The organism is Lacrimispora sanguinis (assembly GCF_044987295.1).
Taxonomy (GTDB): Bacteria; Bacillota; Clostridia; order Lachnospirales; family Lachnospiraceae; genus Lacrimispora; species Lacrimispora celerecrescens_B.
The window spans coordinates 163,053-186,466 of record NZ_CP173277.1; the positions used below are offsets into that span (position 1 = coordinate 163,053).

22 protein-coding genes are annotated in these 23,414 nt (G+C 45.0%); 18 read left to right on the forward strand and 4 right to left on the reverse strand.

Annotation, left to right across the window (positions count from 1 at the left end):
- Positions 1-52 precede the first annotated feature (52 nt).
- The 18 genes from ACHZES_RS00730 to ACHZES_RS00815 all read left to right on the forward strand — a co-directional run bounded on the left by ACHZES_RS00730 (position 53) and on the right by ACHZES_RS00815 (position 17,342).
- Positions 53-400 (forward strand): DUF4190 domain-containing protein, encoded by a 348-nt coding sequence (locus tag ACHZES_RS00730; RefSeq protein WP_154520846.1) that lies wholly within the window; start codon positions 53-55, stop codon positions 398-400.
- Positions 397-1,224, forward strand: a complete 828-nt coding sequence (locus tag ACHZES_RS00735; protein ID WP_395547317.1) for a DUF975 family protein — start codon at positions 397-399, stop codon at positions 1,222-1,224. Before ACHZES_RS00730 ends, ACHZES_RS00735 begins: the two co-directional genes overlap by 4 nt.
- A 54-nt stretch (positions 1,225-1,278) precedes the next feature.
- Entirely contained in the window at positions 1,279-1,539 is a 261-nt protein-coding gene (locus ACHZES_RS00740) for a PRC-barrel domain-containing protein (RefSeq protein WP_025233467.1), read from the forward strand.
- 104 nt (positions 1,540-1,643) lie between these two features.
- Positions 1,644-2,096 carry a transcriptional regulator NrdR gene (nrdR, locus tag ACHZES_RS00745; RefSeq protein ID WP_038280808.1) on the forward strand — a complete coding sequence of 151 codons (453 nt, stop codon included), beginning with the start codon at positions 1,644-1,646 and terminating at the stop codon, positions 2,094-2,096.
- 7 nt (positions 2,097-2,103) lie between these two features.
- Positions 2,104-2,622, forward strand: a complete 519-nt coding sequence (locus tag ACHZES_RS00750; RefSeq protein WP_154520844.1) for a YqeG family HAD IIIA-type phosphatase — start codon at positions 2,104-2,106, stop codon at positions 2,620-2,622.
- 136 nt (positions 2,623-2,758) lie between these two features.
- Positions 2,759-3,187: a type II 3-dehydroquinate dehydratase gene (gene aroQ, locus ACHZES_RS00755; protein WP_154520843.1), complete on the forward strand. Its 429-nt coding sequence runs from the start codon at positions 2,759-2,761 to the stop codon at positions 3,185-3,187.
- Positions 3,188-3,298: 111 nt separating this feature from the next.
- Positions 3,299-3,856 carry an elongation factor P gene (efp, locus tag ACHZES_RS00760; protein WP_154520842.1) on the forward strand — a complete coding sequence of 186 codons (558 nt, stop codon included), beginning with the start codon at positions 3,299-3,301 and terminating at the stop codon, positions 3,854-3,856.
- Positions 3,857-4,062: 206 nt separating this feature from the next.
- Positions 4,063-4,647, forward strand: a complete 585-nt coding sequence (locus ACHZES_RS00765; protein WP_395547316.1) for a sugar O-acetyltransferase — start codon at positions 4,063-4,065, stop codon at positions 4,645-4,647.
- Between the two features lie 290 nt (positions 4,648-4,937).
- The gene (gene argS, locus ACHZES_RS00770) at positions 4,938-6,707 is read left to right on the forward strand and encodes an arginine--tRNA ligase (RefSeq protein WP_395547315.1); all 1,770 of its coding nucleotides are present in this window, start codon (positions 4,938-4,940) and stop codon (positions 6,705-6,707) included.
- Between the two features lie 22 nt (positions 6,708-6,729).
- Entirely contained in the window at positions 6,730-9,873 is a 3,144-nt protein-coding gene (locus tag ACHZES_RS00775; protein WP_395547314.1) for a DEAD/DEAH box helicase, read from the forward strand.
- 27 nt (positions 9,874-9,900) lie between these two features.
- Positions 9,901-10,521, forward strand: a complete 621-nt coding sequence (locus tag ACHZES_RS00780) for a flavodoxin family protein (RefSeq protein WP_038280819.1) — start codon at positions 9,901-9,903, stop codon at positions 10,519-10,521.
- 114 nt (positions 10,522-10,635) lie between these two features.
- On the forward strand, positions 10,636-12,765 hold the full coding sequence (nrdD, locus tag ACHZES_RS00785) for an anaerobic ribonucleoside-triphosphate reductase (RefSeq protein WP_038280887.1): 2,130 nt from the start codon (positions 10,636-10,638) through the stop codon (positions 12,763-12,765).
- Between the two features lie 10 nt (positions 12,766-12,775).
- Positions 12,776-13,294 (forward strand): anaerobic ribonucleoside-triphosphate reductase activating protein, encoded by a 519-nt coding sequence (nrdG, locus tag ACHZES_RS00790; RefSeq protein ID WP_154520837.1) that lies wholly within the window; start codon positions 12,776-12,778, stop codon positions 13,292-13,294.
- Positions 13,295-13,454: 160 nt separating this feature from the next.
- A complete protein-coding gene (locus ACHZES_RS00795; protein ID WP_395547313.1) occupies positions 13,455-13,913 on the forward strand; it encodes a LytTR family DNA-binding domain-containing protein in 459 nt (152 codons plus the stop codon).
- Positions 13,906-14,541: a DUF4318 domain-containing protein gene (locus ACHZES_RS00800; RefSeq protein ID WP_395547312.1), complete on the forward strand. Its 636-nt coding sequence runs from the start codon at positions 13,906-13,908 to the stop codon at positions 14,539-14,541. The genes ACHZES_RS00795 and ACHZES_RS00800 overlap by 8 nt, the downstream gene beginning before the upstream one ends.
- 98 nt (positions 14,542-14,639) lie before the next feature.
- Entirely contained in the window at positions 14,640-15,209 is a 570-nt protein-coding gene (locus ACHZES_RS00805; protein WP_038284631.1) for a TetR/AcrR family transcriptional regulator C-terminal domain-containing protein, read from the forward strand.
- A 150-nt stretch (positions 15,210-15,359) separates the two neighbouring features.
- Positions 15,360-16,508, forward strand: a complete 1,149-nt coding sequence (gene fucO / locus ACHZES_RS00810) for a lactaldehyde reductase (RefSeq protein WP_395547311.1) — start codon at positions 15,360-15,362, stop codon at positions 16,506-16,508.
- A 129-nt stretch (positions 16,509-16,637) separates the two neighbouring features.
- A complete protein-coding gene (locus ACHZES_RS00815) occupies positions 16,638-17,342 on the forward strand; it encodes a hypothetical protein (protein ID WP_395547310.1) in 705 nt (234 codons plus the stop codon).
- Between the two features lie 64 nt (positions 17,343-17,406).
- Here the strand turns inward: ACHZES_RS00815 and xdh are convergent, their stop codons facing one another.
- From xdh to ACHZES_RS00835, 4 genes are read right to left on the reverse strand one after another with little or no spacing between them, the layout of a single operon-like run.
- On the reverse strand, positions 17,407-19,971 hold the full coding sequence (gene xdh / locus ACHZES_RS00820; RefSeq protein ID WP_395547309.1) for a selenium-dependent xanthine dehydrogenase: 2,565 nt from the start codon (positions 19,969-19,971) through the stop codon (positions 17,407-17,409).
- A 17-nt stretch (positions 19,972-19,988) separates the two neighbouring features.
- Positions 19,989-20,807 (reverse strand): FAD binding domain-containing protein, encoded by an 819-nt coding sequence (locus tag ACHZES_RS00825; RefSeq protein ID WP_395547307.1) that lies wholly within the window; start codon positions 20,805-20,807, stop codon positions 19,989-19,991.
- The gene (locus tag ACHZES_RS00830) at positions 20,801-21,274 is read right to left on the reverse strand and encodes a (2Fe-2S)-binding protein (protein ID WP_154520830.1); all 474 of its coding nucleotides are present in this window, start codon (positions 21,272-21,274) and stop codon (positions 20,801-20,803) included. Before ACHZES_RS00830 ends, ACHZES_RS00825 begins: the two co-directional genes overlap by 7 nt.
- A complete protein-coding gene (locus ACHZES_RS00835) occupies positions 21,274-23,400 on the reverse strand; it encodes a xanthine dehydrogenase family protein molybdopterin-binding subunit (RefSeq protein WP_395547306.1) in 2,127 nt (708 codons plus the stop codon). The genes ACHZES_RS00830 and ACHZES_RS00835 overlap by 1 nt, the downstream gene beginning before the upstream one ends.
- Positions 23,401-23,414 lie beyond the last annotated feature (14 nt).

The window sequence follows — 23,414 nt, forward strand, 5'->3', positions numbered from 1 at the left end:
CTTAGAAAGTTTAAGTAAGTTATATATTATAACAGAAAGGGAGATGATAGAAATGGATCAGGATCATCAAAATGATTCCTGGCAGGAAACCCAGGATTGGAATCGCGATACCGTATATAAACAGCCAGAGAGTCCGGCACAGAGCAGCATGGCCCTAGCCTCTCTGGTCATGGGAATTCTTGGAATTATAACCTCCTGCTGCTGTTACGGAGGAGTGATCTTCGGAAGCCTGGGAATTCTGTTTGCCTTACTTTCCAGGACAGAAGACAGGTTTGAAAGTTATGCTAAGGCAGGCCTTATTACTTCATCCATTGCCTTTGTTCTTGTTGTACTGGTTATAATCGTATTTCTTGGAACAGCGGCGATGAGTAGCTTGGGGTTTGGAGGTGTGTTTTCATGAAAACTTCATCATCAGAACTTAAAAGGCGTGCAAAGCGAACATTGAAAGGCAAATACGGTTTTTGTATTGGTATCCAGTTTATAGAATGTGGCATTCTTCTGGCAATAACTCTGGTGTACATGTTAACATCCTTTTCTATGGGATTTTTAAGCGAACCTTTTTTAGGCGGCGGACGCAGCGTATCAGCGGGATATGTGGTCTTAAGAGCAGGGGTTTATATATCGTTCCTGATAATTCTCTCTGTATACGGCCTTTTAAAACCGGGAGTATTAAAGATTTATATGAATCTGTGTAGTGGCAATACCGCTAAGCTGTCTGATTTACTCTTTGCTTTTCAGAACAAGCCACATAGGTTTATAGGACTTTATTTTATTAATCTTTTTATTGGATTTGCCTGGGGAATCCCGTACTTTGTAGTACTCATTGTAGCAGTCATCACTGATTTTATTCCTATTATGGTAGTACTGCTGGTACTTATGTACCTGCTTCTGCTTATTGGAAATATTATTACAATGCTGTATTTATCCCAGTCCATGTTCCTTCTCATCGAGTCTCCGGATCAGAGAGTGATCGGGAGTCTTAAGGAAAGTGCAGCCATGATGAAGGGCAATAAGGGAGGTTATTTTTACCTTTTAATGAGCTTCATTGGGATGGTAGCCCTGGGATACTGCTCCATGGGAATTGGCTTACTCTGGGCCCTCCCTTATATTCAAGCTACCGTAACAGAGTATTATCTGGATCTTAAGGAGCGGCGTTCTCTTGATTTCCCCGGAAGAGACGTAGAGGTCTCCTTTGAATCCATGTGGAACCAGGAAAATCAGTGATAGGCCGTGTCATGAAGGATGGATGCGCATAGAATATACAAAGGAGGTGTATCTATGCGCATTTGTGAACTCAAACAAAAAGAAGTAATTAATATCTGTGACTGCAGACGCTTAGGATTTGTTGGCGATGTGGATTTTGACATGGAAACAGGATGCCTTTTAGCCATTATTGTACCAGGTCCAGGATGCTTTTGCGGTTTTTTAGTCAGGGAAAAGGAGTTTGTAATTCCCTTCTGCGACATAAGGCAGGTGGGTCCGGACATCATCCTTGTAAATGTGGATTTGGAAAAAGCAACGGAAAGATGCGGGATATAAGGAGGATGGGCTTGCGGATCTTTGGATTGTAAGCTATGATATATAAAACGAAGTTCGATTCGTGACAATAAAATTACAGTCCGAAAGACAGGAGGACCAGATACGTGAAATGTCCATTTTGCAATGAAGCAGACACAAAGGTCATTGATTCCAGACCGGCAGACGACAACAGCTCCATCAGGCGCCGAAGACAGTGCGAGAAATGCGGGAAGAGGTTTACAACCTATGAAAAGCTTGAAACCATGCCCCTTATGGTAATTAAAAAAGATAATTCCAGAGAAGTTTATGACCGTTCAAAAATAGAAGCAGGAATTCTTCATTCCTGCCATAAGAGACCGGTATCATCCCAGCAGATTGATTCCATGGTAGACGAGATAGAAACCCAGGTTTTCAACCGTGAAGAAAAGGAAGTAGAAAGCACGGTGATCGGAGAGCTTGTCATGAAAAAGCTGCAGGAAGTGGATGAGGTGGCTTATGTGCGCTTTGCTTCCGTATACAGGGAATTTAAAGACGTGAGTACGTTTATGGAAGAAATAGGAAAACTGTTGAAAAAGTAGGAGACTTATGTTTAAAGTATTTTATCCGGATGAAGATGCGGCATCTGCATATGACATATCCTTTAAGGAATTATATAAAAATGGGATCAGAGGCGTGATTTTTGATATTGACAATACTCTGGTGCCCCATGATGCGCCTGCAGATGATAGAGCTAAGAAATTGTTTTTACATTTGCATGAGCTTGGGATGGATTCCTGCCTCCTTTCCAATAATAAAGAGCCGAGAGTGGCTTCCTTTGCCAAAGCTGCGGGAAGTCCTCATTATATTTTTAAAGGAAACAAACCCGGGAGAAAAGGCTATCAAAGAGCCATGGAATTCATGGGAACGAATGCAAAACATACGGTTTTTGTAGGGGATCAGCTTTTTACTGATGTTTATGGAGCCAAAAGAGCCGGAATCCATAGCATTCTGGTCAGGCCGATTCATCCAAAAGAAGAAATCCAAATTGTTTTAAAGAGATATTTAGAGAAAGTTGTGCTGTATTTTTACCACAGAGATAAGAAAAGAAAAAAGAGTACAATGTAAGGTAAAAGAACATATCTGACGGGTAAAAGACAACCTGACAGGTTATAATACGGATGAGACGGTTCGGACAAGCTGGCTGATCCGGTGCATATGGGCTTTGCCTGGAAAGCATGGGATGAAAGGTGGAAGAAGGGATATGAAAATTCTTGTATTAAACGGGCCGAATTTAAACTTTTTAGGAATCCGCGAAAAGGGGATATACGGAACAGAGGATTATCATGCGCTGGTATCCATGCTGGAAGAAAAAGCGCAGAGTGAAGGTCATGAACTGGAAGTCTTTCAGAGCAATTATGAAGGCGGAATCATCGACAAAATTCAGGAGGCATATCACAATGGAACAGAAGGGATTATCATTAATCCCGGGGCATTTACCCATTACAGCTATGCCGTTAGAGATGCCCTGAGTTCCGTAGAGATTCCTAAGATTGAAGTCCATATATCCAATGTCCATAAGAGAGAAGAGTTCCGCCATACTTCGGTGACTGCACCTGTTTGCACCGGACAAGTAGTTGGCCTCGGACTGAAGGGATATGCTCTTGCAATGGATTATTTAACAGGAAAATAATTGCTTAGATTCAAGAAAAGGGAGATATTTGTAAAAAACTGTTGAAAATGTATTTGTTATAGTATAGAATATAAAAGGTTAAGAAGAGAAATTCAAGGAGGAATATCATTTATGATATCAGCGGGTGATTTTAGAAACGGTATCACATTAGAGATCGAGGGTACTGTTTATCAGATTATGGAGTTCCAGCATGTAAAACCTGGAAAGGGTGCTGCATTCGTAAGAACTAAGATTAAAGATGTGTTAAACGGCGGCATTAACGAGCGCACATTCCGCCCATCAGAGAAGTTCCCACAGGCAAGAATCGATCGCTTTGACATGCAGTATCTGTATGCTGATGGAGATCTTCATAACTTTATGGATACGAATACCTATGAGCAGATGGCGTTATCTCCAGATGTAATCGGTGATGCGTTAAAGTTTGTAAAAGAGAATGAAACGGTTAAGGTATGTTCTTATAATGGTAAGGTATACTCCGTAGAGCCTCCGTTATTCGTGGAATTAGTTATTACAGAAACAGAGCCGGGATTCAAGGGTGATACCGCTCAGGGCGCTACCAAGCCAGCTACGGTTGAGACCGGTGCGGTGGTATATGTTCCCTTATTTGTTGATCAGGGTGACAAGATTAAGATTGATACACGTACAGGTGAATATCTGTCCAGAGTATAAAAGGAAAAGGACCGGGCGATCTGCAAGGTCCTTTTATTAATTATGTATGATATTGAGAAAACAACGTAGAAAGGATCGCTCTAATATTCCTGCGTTGTTTTTATGCTTTAAAGATATTTGCAGGGCAGCTCTTTTTAAAACCGCTATATTTCTGTGTTCATTTATGGTATAGTTTGTTAAATAGGAAGTTGAGCGGGGGACATAACATGACTGAAAGAGAGAAAATGTTAGCAGGAGAACTTTATGATTGCGGGGATAAGGAATTATTAACCCAATGGCATAAAGCAAAGAATCTTATACGGGATTATAACCAGACGAATTCTGAAGATGCAGTGGAAAAAGAACGTATTTTAACAGAATTATTAGGTGGGCGAGGATCTAACTTATGGATTACCGCACCGTTTTTTGTTGATTACGGGAATAATATTTACTTTGGTAATAACTGCGAGGTAAATATGAACTGCACTTTTTTAGATGACAATAGAATCATTATCGGGGATAATGCCCTTATTGCACCTAACGTACAAATATATACTGCATTCCACCCTACAAATGCCATAGAGCGTTTTGGGAAGATAAAAGAAGATGGTTCTTTTTCTTTTTGTAAAACACAGACAGCGCCTGTTGTTATTGGTAACAATGTTTGGATTGGAGGCGGTGCGATTATTATGCCAGGTGTGACCATTGGGAATAACGTTGTGATTGGTGCAGGGAGCATTGTGACAAAGGATATACCTGATCATCAGATAGCATATGGCAATCCGTGCAGATTAATACGGGAAAATATTTAAATACGGGGAAGTGCAATAAGAGAATATTGCAAGCATAGAAGGTAAATATTATAAAATAATAAAAAGAAAGCACCTTTTTGGGAAAAGATAAGGATTGTGCGATCCTCATAACTTAAAAAGGCGCTTATTTTATTACCGGATCACCTATTTCTGTCCATGTGGCTGAAGATCATGGAGCAGTATAGTTTTGGAAAAGAAAAGGGAAAAGAATTTGATTTTTAAGGTCACTTGTAATATAATTAATATTTAGCGTAGAAATATCTGGAATAGAAAAAGGAGACCAGGAACTGATGAAGAAGATTCTTGATTTGATTACAGCAGAGATGAAGGCAGCATTTGCGAACTGCGGATATGATGAGGCTTATGCAAAGGTAACCTTATCGAATCGTCCGGACCTTTGCGAATACCAGTGTAACGGAGCCATGGCAGCAGCCAAGGCTTATAAAAAGAAACCGTTTGATATTGCATCGGAAGTAGTGGAAAAGCTTGCGGGCAGTCATGTATTTGCTGCGGTGGATGCAGTGATGCCGGGATTTATCAATTTAAAACTTAACTCAGATTATCTGGCAGACTATATGAACGGCATGGCCGACGAAGAACAGTGCGGCTGCGAAAGAACAGAAAACCCCATGACAATTGTGGTGGATTACGGCGGAGCCAATGTTGCAAAGCCTCTGCACGTAGGTCATCTCCGTTCCGCGATTATCGGGGAAAGTATTAAGAGATTGGGCCGCTTTCTGGGACATCATGTCATTGGAGATGTTCACCTGGGAGACTGGGGCCTTCAGATGGGGTTGATCATTGAGGAGCTTAAGGACAGGAAACCGGAGCTTCCTTATTTTGACGAGTCCTATGAAGGGGAGTATCCTAAGGAAGCACCTTTTACCATCGGTGAGCTGGAAGAGATATACCCGGCGGCCAGTGCAAAAGCCAAATCCGACGAGGAATTCAGCACCAGAGCCCATAATGCCACTTTGAAGCTGCAAAATGGTTTTAAACCTTACCGTGCCATCTGGCAGCATATTATAGAAGTATCTGTTTCCGATTTAAAGAAGAATTACGGAAACCTCAATGTTTCCTTTGATTTATGGAAAGGCGAAAGCGATGCGGAACCCTATATTGCCGGTTTAATAAAAGAGCTGGAAGATAAGGGCCTTGCTTATAAAAGCCAGGGAGCCCTTGTTGTGGATATTGGAGAAGAGGGGGATACCAAAGAACTTCCTCCCTGTATTGTAAGAAAATCTGACGGTGCAGCCCTTTATTCTACTTCTGATCTTGGAACCATTATTGAACGTGAGAAAGATATAAAGCCTGACTGGTACATCTATCTTACGGATAAACGCCAGGAACTGCATTTTGTCCAGGTGTTCCGTGTGGCGAAAAAGGCAGGCTTTGTATCACAGGATAAAAAGATGTCTCATCTTTGCTTTGGAACCATGAACGGAAAAGACGGTAAGCCATTTAAGACAAGGGACGGCGGAGTTATGCGTCTGGAAACCCTGATTTCTGACATCAGCCAGGCAGCTTACGAAAAGATTATGGAGAACCGTACCGTTTCAGAGAAAGAAGCGGAGGAAACATCAAAGATCGTGGGAATGGCGGCCTTAAAGTATGGAGACTTATCTAATCAGGCTTCCAAGGACTATGTGTTTGACATGGACCGTTTCGTATCCTTTGAGGGAAATACCGGCCCTTACATCCTTTATACGATCGTAAGAATAAAGTCTATTCTGGCAAAATACCAGGGCGTTGAGGATAAATACCAGGGTGAGGAGCAGATTCTTGCAGCTGCAACGGATGCGGAAAAAGATTTAATGCTTCAGCTTTCCAGATACAATGAAATCATGGAAACAGGCTTTACGGAGCTTGCGCCCCATAAAATATGCCAATACATTTACGAACTTGCCAATGCATTTAACCGTTTTTACCATGATACTAAAATCATATCCGAAGAGGATAAAAAACGGCAGGCATCCTGGATCCGTTTAATCAGACTGACCAAGGATGTATTAAATGCATGCATTGGCGTACTGGGAATCGAGGCGCCGGAACGAATGTAATGGTGAACGGATGTGAGGAACTATGAGAGTATCACACTTGACGACAAATACCTTTTGGAAGGGCGAATCAGGCGTCAGTGCCCTGGTGGAGGACCAGGGAAAGGAATATAAGGCAAATCTGCATATCAAGGGTAGTCAGGTTTTTGACTACTCTTGTTCTTGTGCCCAGGGAAATTCCTACCGAGGGATGTGTCCTCACTGCAAAGCTCTGTTTGAGGTGTATAAGGAACAGGAGTCAAACCCCGGGAGACCTGTTCTCACTTCCCAGCAGGCAAGAGCCATGATCCGGGAATATACCAACCGGGAAGTGTCCCGGATCATGAGCGAGGGAGAAGAGGAACAGGTAAAACTTTCCCTGTCCCTCCTGGTAAGCAAAAGAGAAGTGAAGCTGGAGTTTAAGCTGGGAAGGGACCGTCTCTACATGGTGAAGGACCTGGCTGCATTTGCCAATGCAGTAGAAAACGGCACCTATGTGGAATACGGCAAAAACCTGGCGTTTCATCACACCCCTTCTGCTTTTGCTAAGGAGAGCCGGCCCCTTCTGGAATTTGTGCTGGAGATTGTCAATGCGTATTGTGAGCATTACGAACAGTTTCAGAAAAGTTCCTTTTCCACAAAACCTGTTCTGCGGTTTTTGAATTTAAGCCGCGCAAACCGGGACCGTTTTTTTGGAATCATGATGGGAGAGACCCTGGAATTTGAAGATTACAAAGGACAGAAGCGGCAGTTAATGATTGTTGACCGAAATCCGGACTTAAAGGTTACGGTAAAGCGCCAGGGACGGGATGGGGTTTTGGTGTCCGTTGACCGGGAACTTCTGACCTTTGAAGGCGAACACCGCTTATATCTTGCAGATATGAAATACTTATACTGCTGCGACCAGTCCTGCAGCGAAGCCCTATCCGTATTTCTGGGGCAGATGATGGAAGGGTTTAAACCTTCTTACGAAACGGAAATCAATGACAAGGACATGCCTCTTTTCTATGAACGGGTTTTAAAAAGGATTGCTGCCTATTGCACCATTGATTCCAAAGAACTGGATTTAGAGGCTTATAAACCGGAAGAGTTAAAGGCAAGGTTTGACTTTGATTCCGATGGGCAGGGCGGGTTGATTCTAAAACCAACCCTTTCCTATGGAGACTATTCGTTCCAGCCGGTAGAAGATGAGCGCCTTCCTCGTACCGTATGCCGGGATGTGCCTGGAGAGTTCCGCATCAGCCGTCTGATAACCCGGTACTTTAAATATAAAGAATATGAATCGGAATATCCGGCCATTCGGGAAGATGAGGAAGCGGTATACCGGTTACTTACGTCAGGAATGAGCGAATTCATGGCGTTGGGAGAGGTTTATTTTTCCGAATCCTTTAAAAAGCTAAAAGTTCTGCCTCCTCCCAAGGTATCCATCGGAGTCCGGAGCGTAGGGAACTGGCTGGAACTGGATGTGGATACGGCCGGGTTGTCAGGAGAGGACTTAAGCAGGCTTTTGGAAGTGTACAGCCAGAAAAAGAAGTACTACCGCTTAAAAAGCGGGGAATTTATTAGTCTTGACGACAACGGGCTTATGACGGTTGCAAAGCTCATTGATGGCTTGTCTGCTGATCCTGATATGTTTGGCAAGTCTTTCCGCCTTCCCAAATACAGGGCACTTTATCTGGACAGCATTTTGAAAGAGGGAAACGGCATTACCCTATACCGGGACCAGCTCTATAAGGCAGTAGTACGGGGAATGAAGTCTGTGGAGGACAGTGATTATGAGGTCCCATTGCCTCTGCGCCATGTGTTAAGAGGGTATCAAAAGACAGGATACCGCTGGCTTAAGACGCTTGACAGCTACGGCTTTGGCGGAATTCTGGCTGATGACATGGGACTTGGAAAGACCATCCAGATCATTGCCCTGCTTCTTGATGAAGCAGAAAAAAAGGAACATACAACATCCCTGATCGTCTGCCCTGCATCCCTGGTTTACAACTGGGAGAATGAGTTTCACATTTTTGCTCCTTCTCTTAACGTTGCGACAATCACCGGTTTGGCAGGAGAGCGGGAAGAGCTGTTAATGCATACGGATGAGGTGGATGTGCTGATTACTTCCTATGATCTATTAAAACGGGATATTGATCTTTATAAGGATAAGTCCTTCCGGTTTCAGGTCATTGATGAGGCCCAGTACATCAAAAATGCATCCACTCAGAGTGCAAAAGCGGTGAAGAATATTGATGCAGAGAATCGGTTTGCTTTAACCGGTACTCCCATTGAAAACCGTCTGTCAGAACTGTGGAGCATCTTTGACTTCCTGATGCCGGGATTTCTCTTCACCTATCGGAAATTTAAAAAGGATTATGAACTTCCCATTGTCAGGGATCAGGAAAGACCGGTGTTAGAGAGCCTTCACCGCCTGATCGGCCCCTTTCTTTTAAGGCGGCTTAAGAAAGATGTTCTGAAAGAATTGCCGGACAAGCTGGAAAACATTGTTTATTCTGCTTTTGACAAAGAACAAAAAGAACTTTATACGGCCAATGCATTCCAACTAAAGCAGGAGCTTGAGAGTTTGGAAGGCAGTTCGGGAAGGGATAACATCCAGATTCTTGCTGCGCTTACCAGACTGCGGCAGATTTGCTGCGATCCTCATTTATGCTATGAGAATTACAAAGGGGGATCCGCAAAGCTGGAAACCTGCATAGACCTGGTTCGCAACGGAGTGGAAGGAGGGCACAAGATCCTGCTCTTTTCCCAGTTCACCTCCATGCTAGAGGTGATCGCTCAAAGGCTGCGAAAAGAGGCGATTCCATACTATATACTAACCGGAGCAACGCCGAAAGAAGATAGGCTCCATATGGTAAATTCCTTTAAAGATGATGAGATCCCTCTGTTCCTGATTTCCTTAAAAGCAGGCGGTACAGGGCTTAACTTAACTGCAGCCGATGTGGTCATACATTTTGACCCATGGTGGAATGTGGCGGCTCAGAACCAGGCCACGGACCGGGCACACCGGATCGGCCAGGAGAAGCAGGTGAGTGTATTCAAGCTGATCACAAAGGGGACGATTGAGGAAAATATTTTAAAGCTTCAGGAATCCAAAAAGGATTTGGCGGATCAGATTATTACAGAGGGAACCGTATCCTTAAGTAATCTGACCAAAGAGGATTTAATGGGGCTTTTGGATATATAGTTATTTGAATGAAAGGATGGATAAATGATGAATGTACTAATGTTAAATGGCAGCCCTCATGAGAGAGGCTGTACCAACCGTGCCCTTCTTGAAGTGAGCTGGGCTTTGAATGAAGAAGGCATTGAGACAGAAATCCTTCATGTAGGAAGCCAGTCTGTCCATGGCTGTATTGCCTGTCAGAAATGTTCGGAAACAGGAAGATGCGTATTTAATTATGACTTGGTTAATCAGGTGCTGGATAAGATGGAAACAGCATCAGGGTTAATTGTAGGTTCCCCTGTTCATTATGCATCTCCCAATGGCACCGTGCTTTCCTTCTTGGACCGTTTGTTTTATGCGGGAAGAGATTTTGCCTTTAAGCCGGGAGCAGCTGTTGTTTCCGCCCGGAGGGCAGGAACCACCGCTTCTCTTGATGTCTTAAACAAATATTTTACCATTGCCCAGATGCCGGTGGTTTCCTCCACTTACTGGAACATGGTTCACGGATTTACACCTCAGGAGGTGGAGCAGGATTTGGAGGGGCTTCACACCATGAGAGCTCTCGGAAAAAATATGGCATGGCTTTTAAAATGTCTGGAAGTTGGAAAAGCCGCTGGAATCAGCCTTCCCGCCTGGGAGGAAATCCCAAGGACAAATTTCATACGATAAACAAGAAAAAATTCCCTTTACTTTTTTTAGTTGTGGTGTATAATGAGATAGGCACTATATGTAGTGATTCAAAACTTAGAGATACAAAATATAGAAGAGGTTAAGGTGACAGGGATGATTAAAGTTCAAAAACGTGACGGCAGAATTGTGGAATATGACAGGGATAAAATCATTACAGCCATTCGGAAAGCCAATGCAGAGGTGGAAGCTTCTGAGCGGGCTGGAGAGGAAATGATTGATGCAATACTGGATCATGTGGAGAGAGATAACGAAGGCGTGATCAGTGTGGAAGCCATCCAGGACATGATCGAGAGCAGTCTGGTAAATAAGAACAAATATACGCTTTCCAAAAAATACATCATTTACCGTTACCAGAGGGCTTTGCTTCGGAAGGCAAACACAACCGATGAGTCTATCTTAAAACTGATTAAAAATGAAAACAAGGAACTGGCAGAGGAAAATTCCAACAAGAATACCATTCTGGCATCGACTCAGAGAGATTACATCGCTGGAGAGGTGTCCAGAGACTTAACCAGAAGAATGCTGCTTCCGGAGCGGATTTCTCTTGCCCATGACCAGGGCTCCATTCACTTCCACGATGCGGATTATTTCGTACAGCCGATTTTTAACTGCTGTCTGATCAATATTGGTGATATGCTGGATAACGGCACCGTGATGAATGAAAAAATGATCGAGAGTCCTAAGAGTTTTCAGGTGGCGTGTACGGTCATGACCCAGATCATAGCGGCTGTTGCAAGTAACCAGTACGGCGGCCAGTCCGTAGATATCCGTCATTTGGGAAAATATTTAAGAAAAAGCAATGATAAATTCCATAAGCAGATCCGTGTAGAATTCGGGGATACGATTTCTCCTGAGATGGTGGAAAAGATGGCTGCCATCCGTCTGAGAGATGAGCTGAAATCCGGTGTCCAGACCATTCAGTACCAGATCAACACCTTAATGACAACCAACGGACAGGCTCCCTTTGTAACCCTGTTCTTATGCCTTGATGATAATGACGAATACATAAAGGAAAATGCCCTGATTGTGGAGGAAGTTCTTAGACAGAGGCTTGAGGGAATCAAGAACGAAGCCGGCGTTTATGTCACTCCTGCATTCCCTAAACTGATCTATGTTTTAGATGAGAATAACTGCTTAAAGGGCGGAAGATATGATTATATCACGAAGCTGGCGGTGAAATGCTCTTCCAAACGCATGTATCCGGATTATATTTCTGCTAAGAAGATGAGGGAAAATTACGAAGGCAATGTATTCAGCTGCATGGGCTGCCGAAGCTTCTTATCTACTTGGAAGGATGAGAATGGCAATTATAAGTTTGAGGGAAGATTTAATCAGGGAGTGGTAAGTTTAAACTTGCCGCAGATCGGTATTCTTGCAAAGGGAGACGAAGATACGTTCTGGAAGATTTTAGATGAACGTCTGAATCTTTGCTATGAGGCCCTGATGTGCAGACATAAATCACTGGAAGGCACTCTTTCCGATGTAAGCCCGATTCACTGGCAGTACGGCGCCATTGCAAGGCTTAAAAAGGGAGAAAAGATCGACCCGCTCCTTCAAAATGGCTATTCTACCATATCGTTAGGATACATCGGCCTTTATGAGACCACAAAGCTTATGAAGGGGGTCAGCCAGACCGATCCGGTAGGAGAAGAGTTTGCTCTCCGCGTCATGAATTATATGCGGAAGGTTGTAGACCAGTGGAAAAAGCAGACCGGCCTTGGCTTTGGCTTATACGGGACACCGGCGGAATCTCTCTGCTACCGGTTTGCTAAAATTGACAGAGAGCGGTTCGGAAACATACCTGATGTGACGGACAAGGGCTATTACACCAACTCCTATCACGTGGATGTGCGGGAACCCATTGATGCGTTTAAAAAATTCACCTTTGAGAGCCAGTTCCAGACTATTTCCTCCGGCGGGGCCATTTCCTATGTGGAGGTTCCTAATATGCAGAACAATCTGGAAGCTATGGAAGAAGTGGTGAAATTCATTTACGATAACATCCAGTACGCAGAGTTTAATACCAAATCAGATTATTGCCAGGAATGCGGTTTTGACGGTGAGATCATAATCAATGAAGATATGGAATGGGAATGCCCTCAGTGCCATAACAAAGATAAGAGACGGATGAACGTGACCAGAAGAACCTGTGGTTATCTGGGAGAGAATTTCTGGAACACCGGAAAGACAAAAGAGATCAAATCCAGAGTCCTTCATCTGTAGGAGGTGTGCCATGAATTATGCGACCATAAAGCCTACGGATGTAGCAAACGGCCCGGGGGTCAGGGTATCATTGTTTGTCAGCGGCTGCACTCACCGCTGTAAGGAGTGTTTTAACTCCGAAGCCTGGGATTTTCATTACGGCCAGGAATACGGGCCAGAAACCGGGTCAAAGATACTGGAATATTTAGACCATACCTATATTGCCGGCTTAAGCCTTCTGGGGGGAGAACCCATGGACCCAATGAATCAGAAGGGCATCCTGTCTTTGGTAGAGAACGTAAAGAAACGGTTTCCGGAAAAGACGATCTGGTGCTATACCGGCTATGATTTTGAAAAGGATATTCTGGGAGATATGGCAGGAAGGCTACCTGAGACAAAGCGGATATTATCCTGTCTGGATGTCCTGGTAGACGGAAAGTTTGAAGTGGAAAAAAAGGATTTAAAGCTGCGGTTTAAAGGGTCATCCAATCAGAGGATCATTAAAGTGCAGGAATCCCTTGATATGGGAAAAGTTGTGTTGTGGGAATAAGTAACAGGGTATTTTGCAGTCTGCTGTAAAAGGCGGCGGCAAAATACCCTGTTTTTTCATAGGTGAGCTTCTTACCGTTTAAAACCGGCCACTTACCTATAATCCCTGTAAAAACCGGTTCGAATATGATATGATGAACTGGCAGTCAGGAGGAAGCAGTATGAAAATTAAAATTAAAACAGTCAGTCATGAAGTGGAAGAATCTGCCGATCTGTGCATCCATGAGCGGGATGAGGCGGTGGACCGCCTTGTAGAATATCTGGAACAGGATTTGTTCCGTACGGTAACACTCTTGTGCCAGAGGGAAGAAAAGATCTGCAGGGTCCCGAGTCCTGAGATTTATTTGATTGAAACGGTGAATGAAAAGCAGGTGGTCCATACGAAAGAGGAAACCTATGAGACAAATAGGAGACTTTACGAACTGGAGCGGCTTCTTCCGTCTAATTTTATCCGGATATCCAAGTCTGTGATCATGAATATCGATAAGGTAAGGACCTATACTCCTATGCTAAATGGGCTTATGAAGGTCTCTATGATAAATTCCCAGGTAACTTATATTTCCAGGAAATATTTAAAAGAGGTAAAAGACAGGATTTTGGAGGTGAGGCATTATGAATAAGAACGAGGGAAAAAGAGAGATTTTTTGGGAAATTCTGTTTGCCGGAGCCGATCTGGGGATGATTTTATTTGTAGGTGCTTTAATGGGACTTTGGCTTTTCTCCGACAGACAAGGGCTGGAGATTGTTATGGACCGCTTGGGGCTATTTTTTGTCATTTATTTTGCGGCAGGCTGCCTGCTTCAGTTCTTTAAACGGCTACCTGAATTGGATTTAAGCTGGCTGCGGGGTATGGCTTTTATGTACTGGTTTGATATTTTATTAGTTCTCTTATTGTTTCTTGCAGCATTTCTTCCGGATTATTTAAGATACATGATCTTATCGGATGCTGTGGTGCTTGTGGGGAGATGGGCGTTAAATTACCTTTATGCAAAGCGTACTGCCAATGAACTGAATCACGCAAAGGGAGGACGTACCCTTGTCATTGATTTAAATGAAAAGCCGGGCACTAAGGAAGAATTTTACTCTGTCCTGGAAAATTACTGCATCAAAAACCGCTTGAGCCTGGAATATATAGAACGGGATATTCCGGCTGTGGTTAAGATTGACGGAGTCCTTCATGAGGTGGATTTAAGGAGTTACTATACGTATGGAGGACCTGTGTATACCATGGACATTACAAAGCTTTAAATGGCAAGTCAGGAGACTATCCGAGTATGAGAGTGTTCACAAACCTGGGAACCTATGGTAAAATAGATGAAGTAGAATGAACAGGACAGGAGCGGAACATGACTGACAATCCAAGGAAAAGTGAAAAAACAAAATATCGTCTGGCTGATTCCATAAAGGATTGCATGAAAGCCAAGCCCGTTGATAAGATTACGGTCCAGAACATTGTGGATGGATGCGGGATGACCAGACAAACCTTTTACCGTAATTTTAAAGATAAATACGATTTGATCAACTGGTATTTTGACAAGCTGGTTCTGGAATCCTTTGCACAGATCGGGGTGGATAAAACCGTACGCCAGAGCCTGAAGGAAAAATTCGAATTCATCAAGAAGGAAAAGGTATTCTTTACGGAGGCGTTCCGTTCTGACGATTATAATTCTTTAAAAGAACATGATTTTGAACTGATCATGGGATTTTATACGGAACTCATTACCAGAAAGAGACAGGAAATGCTTTCTGAGGAAATCCAGTTTCTTCTTGAGATGTATTGCAGAGGCTCCGTATATATGACGGTGAAATGGGTCCTTTCGGGCATGAAGCAGACTCCGTCCGAGATGGCGGAAAGTCTGACAGAAGCTATGCCGCCCAAGCTGGAAACGGTATTTTCAGAAGCAGGCCTGATTTAGTCATGATTGCCATAAAGTAAAAGTTACAGTTTGTGTATTTTGTAACAATTGTTACAAAGCATATGGATTGTAACTTTATTTTATGCCTACATGTTGTTAAAATTATAACATAATAACATGTCAATTTATTAAGGAGAAGGAGAGGTTATCATGGCAAACAGGATTGTATTAAACGAAACATCATACCACGGCTCCGGTGCAATTAAGGAGATTCCAGGCGAGGTAAAAAGAAGAGGATTTCAGAAGGCATTTCTAGCATCTGACCCCGATTTAATCAAATTTAACGTAACCTCAAAGATCACAAAGATCCTGGAAGAAAACGGAATGGATTATGAGATTTACTCCGATATCAAGCCGAACCCGACCATAGAAAATGTCCAGACAGGGGTAGAAGCATTTAAAGCGTCAGGAGCGGACTATATCATAGCGGTTGGCGGCGGCTCTTCCATGGATACCGCAAAAGCCATTGGCATCATCATTGCAAATCCGGAATATGAAGATGTGAGAAGCTTAGAGGGAGTGGCTCCAACCAAAAAGCCAAGCATACCGATCATCGCCGTTCCCACCACGGCAGGTACGGCAGCGGAAGTTACCATCAACTACGTGATCACTGATGTGGAAAAGAAACGCAAATTTGTCTGCGTAGATCCTCATGATATTCCCATCGTAGCCATCGTTGATCCGGACATGATGTCCAGCATGCCAAAGGGTCTGACGGCCGCTACAGGCATGGACGCCTTGACCCATGCAATCGAAGGTTATATTACAAAGGGTGCCAATCCCATCACAGATATGTTCAATTTAAAGGCAGTTGAGTTAATTGGAAAAAGCTTAAGAGGAGCCGTGGAAAACACCGCCGAAGGCCGGGAAGGCATGGCACTAGGCCAATACATTACGGGAATGGGATTTTCAAACTGCGGTCTTGGTATCGTGCATTCCATGGCACATGCGCTTGGCGCTGTCTATGACACGCCTCACGGGGTGGCAAACGCCATTCTTCTTCCAACCATCATGGAGTATAACGCCGAAACAACCGGTGAGAAGTACCGGGATATCGCAAGGGCAATGGGCGTGGAAGGAACTGAGAGCATGACGGAAGAAGAATTCCGCAAAGCAGCGGTTGATTCGGTCAAAAAACTGTCTGCAGATGTAGGGATACCGGCTGATTTGACCCAGATTGTAAAAGAGGAGGATGTGCAGTTCCTTGCAGAATCCGCAGCAGCAGATGCCTGCGCTCCGGGAAACCCAAGGGAAGCCAGCCTGGAAGATATCATCAAACTTTATAAATCACTTATGTAAGCAAAAGAAACCTCCTGGCCTTGGTCAGGAGGTTTTTCCTATACCCCGATATCTATGGAAAAAGAACTTGAAATAAGATCCAAATCGGTTATTCTGAAAGTAATATAAAAGGATAAGGAGAAGACCCATATGAATGATCGAATAAAAAAGGCCGAATCAGTCCTAGAGATGCTTCCCGGCTTTCAATATCTCTATAAGGGAGAAGTGAATACAGAAACTATGAAGTATCTGATAAAGAAGGGCTGGGCTCTGGAGGCAGAAGATTGCGGCTCTGTTCATCTGGCCTCGCTGGCCGGTATGGACAGGAACGATATTTATTTCCAGGCTCTTGATAAAGAGGCGGCAGCCATAAAAGCAGTCATTGGGACATGCAGGTTCGTTGCTTCCAGTTTAAAAGAGATAGAGCTGATCAATGAAGCGGCAGCCGGAAATCTGGCTCCGGGGCATCTGGAAGTGATAGGAATTGCCGTGATAGCAGAAGCATATGACGATGGAACAATGACGGGCTTTCGAGTGGAAGAAATATCCCAATTAGCCGCAGAAGCCAGAAAATTACGTTCCATATCCGTACGAGGCTGTTTCATCAAAGGCAATACGAAAGGCCTGTCCGGAGAAACCCTTGGAAGATATTTTAGAGACTGCTATGAAACTGCCAAATTGGTTACCACAACCATACCCTGTGGTATGTCTTATATAAACGTCGGCAATTCCATAGAACCAGCTGAGCAAACCATGATATCAGGCCAGGAAGCTCAGGAAAAGCTTCAAACTGCAGCAAAGATCATGACCAATCAGAATCAGACTGCTTTTTATGCGAAATTGCTGCTGCAATAAAGGAAAATACTCCCCGCTGCAAGAAACTCTATCTGTTTCTTGCAGCGGGGAGTGTTAAGTTCCACTATTTCTTTCTATAATATGTGTTCTTTAACGGCAGACTTTGTCTGAATACTCCATCCAGCCTGTAATAAGCATGAGCACAGGCGGGAGAGGTGGGGATCATGCACAATTCCCCGCATCCTTTGGCACCAAAGGAGTAAGGCAGTTTATCCTCTTCCTTTGGCTGGCAGAGAATGACTTCCAGTTCAGGTGCTTCGTCTGCTCTCATAAATCCGATGGTACCGAATTTGCTGGCAGGATATCCGTTTTCACATTTAAACTCTTCTGTGACGCCGTAACCGATTCCCATGATCATACCGCCTTCAATCTGGCCTTCCACGGACCCAATGTTTACTGGAGTTCCCACGTCAAAGGCAGATACTGCCTTGGTGATTTTTCCTTCTTCATTTAAAATAATTACCTGAGTCCCGTAGGAATAAGATACGTGGCTTACAGGATTATCCTTGATGGCTCCAAGTGGATCTGTCTGAGCAGAATATTCTCCGAAGAATTCGTGACCTTCTAAGTCTGCCAGGCTGTTTCCGCTGTCTAAGGCGCATTTTAGCTTTTCACCGGCTCTGCGGGCTGCTTCTCCTGTAACAACCGTCTGTCGGGAAGCTGTGGAGGTTCCGGAGTTAGGTGTCCTTACGGTATCCGCTGCTTCATAGATAAAAAGGGCAGGATCAAGTCCTGATGCATGACAAATTTCGGTTAAAGCCATTTGACCGATTCCCTGGCCCATACAGGAGGCGGAGGTACGGATGTGAACCTTTCCCTCCTCAACGGAAAGAAGAACACGGCCGACATCCATTTTACCCATTCCGGTTCCTGCGTTTTTAAAGCCGCAGGCAATTCCGGCGTATGGATTGGAATAATAGATATCCTTTACAGCGTCAAGGCAGGCTTCCATATTGGTATTAGGGTCAGCGGTCTGTCCATTTGGAAGGATATCGCCTGGCTTGATGGCATTTAGCCGGCGGATTTCCCAGGGATCAAGACCAGCCATTTCTGCTAGCAGGTTGATATTCATTTCCGTTGCAAAACAGCTCTGGGTCACGCCAAATCCCCGGAAAGCGCCGGAAACCACGTTGTTGGTATAAACGGACATACCAAAGATGTCAATGTTCTGATAGTTATAAGGGCCGGCTGCATGAGTGCAGGCGCGGTGGAGCACTGGGCCTCCCAGAGAAGCATAAGCTCCCGTATCGGCAATGATGACACCCTTCATAGCAGTCAGACGGCCGTTTTCATCACAGGCTGTGGTGAATTCCATTTCCATTGGATGGCGTTTTACATGATAATTTAGGGATTCCTGGCGGCTGTATTTGACCTTAATGGGTTTTCTGGTGTACCAGGCCATTAAGGCAGCATACTGCTGTACAGACATATCCTCCTTGCCTCCAAAACCGCCGCCCACTAAAGGTGCATGGCAATGGACCTTTTCCTTTGGAAGGTTAAGCATCTGAGCACATTCTCTCTGAACGTCATATATGGACTGGCTGGTGGTGTAAATCAGCAGGCCGTCATCCCCTTCGGGAAGTGCCACGCAGCACTCCGGTTCCATGAAACCATGCTCCTGCCAGGAGGTTTTGTATTTTCTTGTTACTACATATTTTGAATTTTTTATGGCTTCATCTGCATTTCCCCGCACCAGGTTGGCACGGCTCATAATGTTGCCGTCTTCGTGAATGAGAGGAGCATCCCCCTTTAAAGCCTCATAAGGGCTGGTGATGGCAGGAAGCTCCGTATAATCAACGTCAATGAGAGCCAGGATTTCTTCCAAGGCTTCTGCACGGGTCGCTGCAATGACTGCCAGGGCATTTCCAACGTAACGGGTAATATCTCCTTCGCCCATGAGAACATCCCAGTCCTGCTTGATGTGGCCGATCTTATTGCATGGCACATCCTTTTTCGTCAGGATTTCCACACAATCCGGATGCTCCAGAGCTTTTGATACGTCGATCCGGTTGATCATGGCTCTTGGATACTTGGAATACAGACACTTGGCATACAGCATGCCAGGCAGATACATATCATCGGCAAAGATTCCCGTTCCGTTTACTTTTTCAGCAGCGTCAATGCGCTTAAAGTGTTCATTCATGTGCAGGGCAGTAGGAGACTGTGGGATCTCCAGTTTCTCTCTGAAAAAGTCAGCCGCCAGAAGAATGGCATCTTCAATCTTTTTATAACCGGTACAGCGGCATAAATTGCCCTTGATTGCCTTTTTAACTTCCGCTCTTGTAGGAGTGAGATTTGTATCCAGAAGACTTTTGGCGGAAATGACCATGCCAGGAATACAGAAGCCGCATTGAACGGCACCGGCCTCTGCAAAGCAGTGTTCATAAACCTTCATTTCTTCCGGGGCAATTCCTTCTACAGTAAGAATGTTTTTTTCCTCCAGCGTGCTGATTTTGGGAACACAGGCCTTTACTTTTTTTCCGTCAATAAGAACGGTACAGGTTCCGCAGGCTCCTTCACTGCATCCATCCTTTGTAGCTGTGAGACGAAGATCATCCCGCAAGAAACGCAGCAGCTTTTTGTCGTGGGGTGTTTCGTAGTCCTGCCCATTGATGTGCAATATGTACATGTGCAAACTCCTTCCGGCTAAATGCCTTTTTCTTCTAAGAAATCCTTAAGCAGGTTCATACAGACTGCTTTGCGGTATTCTGCAGATACGCGGCCTCTGGTTAATACAAGGCGTTCCCCGTAAGCAGACAGCAGCTCTTCTTTGATAGCACTGGCTTCATCGAGGGTTTTTCCTGATAGTCTGTCTTCTAAATCCTGAAAGCGGAGAACGGTATCGGACACGGCGCCAAATGCGGCAGCCATCTGTTGGATCCGTCCATTTTCTACAGTCAGGAGACCGGCAAATGAAACACGGGAAATGGCAAGAGCGTTTCGCCCACCGACTTTTTTATAATAATAGTTATCCAGGCCCCGTTTAGGGAGGAGTATCTCTACAATCAGTTCCTCCGGCTTCAAATCCAGTTTTTTTCTTCCCAGATAAAAATCTTCCATGTTTACGGTCCGCTGACCGTGGACAGAGGCAAGACGTATTTTTGCGCCGCAGACAAAAAGGATCAGCACGGAATCGGCCTTGGCAGACCCGTTTCCGATATTGCCGCCAAAGGTTCCCGTATTCCGGATTGCAGGGGCGGCAATTTGTGCAACAGCTTCTTTCATAAGCGGGTGAATTAAGTCAGATTCCAGCGCCTCTGTAAAGGTGACGCAGGAACCGATGGAAATGTAATCCCCTTCCTCCTGGATATGCCTTAATTCCTCCAATCCGTTTAAGAAAAGATAGGAGACTCCTTTTCTGTTTTCCACCATCAGGTCAGTGCCGCCTGCATAAGGAACGGCATCGGTAGTTTTCTTTATTTCCAGTGCTTCCTGCAAGGAAGCTGGTCGATATCCATTTACCATAATCCATTTCCCTCCTTTGCGGCGATATGAATTGCATTTACAATGGCGTTATACCCGGTACAGCGGCACAGGTTACCGGATAGTCCTTCCCTTATCTGGCTGTCTGTGGGATTGGGAATCTTACTTAAAAGGGCTTCGGCCGCCATTACCATTCCTGGAATACAAAAACCGCACTGCACCGCCGAAGTAGCAGCAAAGGCTTTATTTAATACGGCAAAGCGCTCCGTCTTTCGAAAACCTTCCAGAGTGACAATGTTAGCTCCCTCTGCGGCACCCATAGCAACACAGCAGGAGTTTACCAGAATTCCGTTCATCAGGACGGAACAGGCGCCGCATTCTCCTTCCTTGCATCCGCATTTAACACTGGTCATACGGAAGGAATCTCTTAAAACATCCAGAAGACGGTCTGCAGCGCTGCCGTCATAAGCAGTTTCCTCTCCGTTTAACAGAAAATTGATTGCCTCCATTATAACCCCTCCTTCATAATCACTTTCATGGTATCTTCTGCTGTAAATGGGGCGCGGTTCAGCTTGACTCCATGCCCAAGGGCCTGTTCCACAGCCTCTACATAAGCGGCAGGAACCCCTACCAGAGGCAGTTCTCCGGCTCCTTTGGCCCCATAGGGTCCGTCCGGGTATTTTTCCACATGCAGCATGCATGTTAGGTTCGTCACATCGGCGGAAGTGGGTATTAAATAATCAGAGAAAGAATTGTTTCGGATTCTTCCTTTCTGGTCGTAATCCATATATTCGGTGGAAGCATAACCGATCCCCTGAAGGAATCCGCCTTCCATCTGTCCCATGACAATGTTGTAGTCAATGGGAGTGCCAACGTCAAAATTGCCGTAAGCCCCAAGAATCTTCGTCAGCCCTGTATAGGTATCTACCTCTACTTCTAAGGCGTTGACTCCCCAGGCATAGGTGGGATAAGCATCGCCCTGGAATTTATCCAGGTAGAAAGGAATGACAAAATCAGGTTCTTTAAACCGTTCTTCCACCATCTGATCTTCTCCGTCCTTCCATTGGGTGCGCAGCTTAATGGCACAGCGGCGGAGGAGTTCCCCTACAACCATAAGGGAGCGGGAGGCAACAGTAGGGCCGGAGTCCGGAACCCGGGCCGTATCCGGATGATCGTAATAAACCTTATCAAGAGGAAGGTTTAATTCCCTGGCAACGATTTTAGGAAACGTGGTACGCAGTCCCTGGCCGATTTCACCGTTGGAAGCCAGGATTTCTACCGTGCCGTCGGGATATTTGTGAAGCCTGCATACGGCTTTGATAATGTCCCGTTCCCCGGAACCGGTAAACCCGGCCCCATGAAAATGCATGGAAATTCCGATTCCTCTGCGGTACCGTCCGGTCTGAGGCTTCGCATATTCCCGGCGCTTTCTGCGGTAATCACATTCCTGGTCGATTTCTTCGATCATGGAAGGAATGGGGACAGGAAAATGGTATTTTCCGGAGGTGGAAGTGGAATCCCCTTGTTTCACAATGTGTTTTTCCTTAAATTCCAGACTATCGATTCCAAGATCCATTGCAATGTGGTCCATCATCATTTCAACTGCAAAAAATGTCTGAGGGGCGCCAAAGCCGCGGTAGGCTCCATTGGGAGTGGTGTTGGTTTTTAAGGCCCTTCCTCTTACATGGAGATTTTCAATGTTATAGATTCCGTTTGAACAGATAATTCCCCGTTGAAGAACCACGGCAGACAGGGTGGTGTAAGCTCCGCTGTTGAATTTTACATCTATGTCCATGGCGGTCACTTTGCCGTTCTTAACGGCAACCTTATATTTGCAGAGGGAAGGGTGGCGTTTTGAGGTGAATTCTAAATCTTCCCGGCGGTCAAAGATGCAGCGGACGGGAGCACCGGCCTTTTTGGCAGCAACAGCTACCTGACAGCCCAGGATTGACGGAAATGCTTCTTTTCCGCCGAAGCCTCCTCCGGTCACATCCTGTTTGATATGTACCTGATCCGGTCCGCAGCCAAGGGCCCGCATAACGGCTCCGTGCACGTAATAGGCGCATTGGAGAGAGCCGTGGATGAACATTGTTCCGTTTTCCTCAGGTTCCGCCATCATTCCCTGGGTTTCTAAATAGGTCTGGTCCTGATATCCGGTGGTGAATTCTTCTTCATAGATCTTATCGGCTTCAGCAAAGGCCTTCTCCATATTTCCTTTGCCATATTCATAGTCAAAGAATACGGTATCCGCATTGCCAAGGTCCAGGACAGGTTCCAGTTCTTCATAGGAAACCTGGATCTCGCCTAGAATGCGGTCAACCACCGCTTCTTCCGGCCCTACTACCATACCAATGGGCTCGCCGATGTATTCTACCGTTTCCCGGGCATAAACAGGCGTATCGTCCATGACGATGTTTACATGATTATCACCGGGAACATCAGACTTATCAACATAAAAATAGCCGTTGGGAAGCGGTGGGATGTTCACGGCGGAAAGCCTTGCACGGGCCAGCTTGGAACGAAGCATTTTTCCTACCAGAACCCCGTCATTTTCATAATCGCCTACGTAAACAGAGCGGCCCGCCATCTTTGCCTCATGGTCTTTTTTAACTACTGGCTGACTGATGTTTTCCATTGTTTCATTACCTC

Bases quoted from the DNA above. Each gene is read 5' to 3' on its own strand.
- ACHZES_RS00730 (WP_154520846.1), top strand. From the start codon at position 53: ATGGATCAGGATCATCAAAATGATTCCTGGCAGGAAACCCAGGATTGG.
- ACHZES_RS00735 (WP_395547317.1), top strand. From the start codon at position 397: ATGAAAACTTCATCATCAGAACTTAAAAGGCGTGCAAAGCGAACATTG.
- ACHZES_RS00740 (WP_025233467.1), top strand. From the start codon at position 1,279: ATGCGCATTTGTGAACTCAAACAAAAAGAAGTAATTAATATCTGTGAC.
- ACHZES_RS00750 (WP_154520844.1), top strand. From the start codon at position 2,104: ATGTTTAAAGTATTTTATCCGGATGAAGATGCGGCATCTGCATATGAC.
- aroQ (WP_154520843.1), top strand. From the start codon at position 2,759: ATGAAAATTCTTGTATTAAACGGGCCGAATTTAAACTTTTTAGGAATC.
- efp (WP_154520842.1), top strand. From the start codon at position 3,299: ATGATATCAGCGGGTGATTTTAGAAACGGTATCACATTAGAGATCGAG.
- ACHZES_RS00765 (WP_395547316.1), top strand. From the start codon at position 4,063: ATGACTGAAAGAGAGAAAATGTTAGCAGGAGAACTTTATGATTGCGGG.
- argS (WP_395547315.1), top strand. From the start codon at position 4,938: ATGAAGAAGATTCTTGATTTGATTACAGCAGAGATGAAGGCAGCATTT.
- ACHZES_RS00775 (WP_395547314.1), top strand. From the start codon at position 6,730: ATGAGAGTATCACACTTGACGACAAATACCTTTTGGAAGGGCGAATCA.
- ACHZES_RS00780 (WP_038280819.1), top strand. From the start codon at position 9,901: ATGAATGTACTAATGTTAAATGGCAGCCCTCATGAGAGAGGCTGTACC.
- nrdD (WP_038280887.1), top strand. From the start codon at position 10,636: ATGATTAAAGTTCAAAAACGTGACGGCAGAATTGTGGAATATGACAGG.
- nrdG (WP_154520837.1), top strand. From the start codon at position 12,776: ATGAATTATGCGACCATAAAGCCTACGGATGTAGCAAACGGCCCGGGG.
- ACHZES_RS00795 (WP_395547313.1), top strand. From the start codon at position 13,455: ATGAAAATTAAAATTAAAACAGTCAGTCATGAAGTGGAAGAATCTGCC.
- ACHZES_RS00800 (WP_395547312.1), top strand. From the start codon at position 13,906: ATGAATAAGAACGAGGGAAAAAGAGAGATTTTTTGGGAAATTCTGTTT.
- ACHZES_RS00805 (WP_038284631.1), top strand. From the start codon at position 14,640: ATGACTGACAATCCAAGGAAAAGTGAAAAAACAAAATATCGTCTGGCT.
- fucO (WP_395547311.1), top strand. From the start codon at position 15,360: ATGGCAAACAGGATTGTATTAAACGAAACATCATACCACGGCTCCGGT.
- ACHZES_RS00815 (WP_395547310.1), top strand. From the start codon at position 16,638: ATGAATGATCGAATAAAAAAGGCCGAATCAGTCCTAGAGATGCTTCCC.
- xdh (WP_395547309.1), bottom strand. From the start codon at position 19,971: ATGTACATATTGCACATCAATGGGCAGGACTACGAAACACCCCACGAC.
- ACHZES_RS00825 (WP_395547307.1), bottom strand. From the start codon at position 20,807: ATGGTAAATGGATATCGACCAGCTTCCTTGCAGGAAGCACTGGAAATA.
- ACHZES_RS00830 (WP_154520830.1), bottom strand. From the start codon at position 21,274: ATGGAGGCAATCAATTTTCTGTTAAACGGAGAGGAAACTGCTTATGAC.
- ACHZES_RS00835 (WP_395547306.1), bottom strand. From the start codon at position 23,400: ATGGAAAACATCAGTCAGCCAGTAGTTAAAAAAGACCATGAGGCAAAG.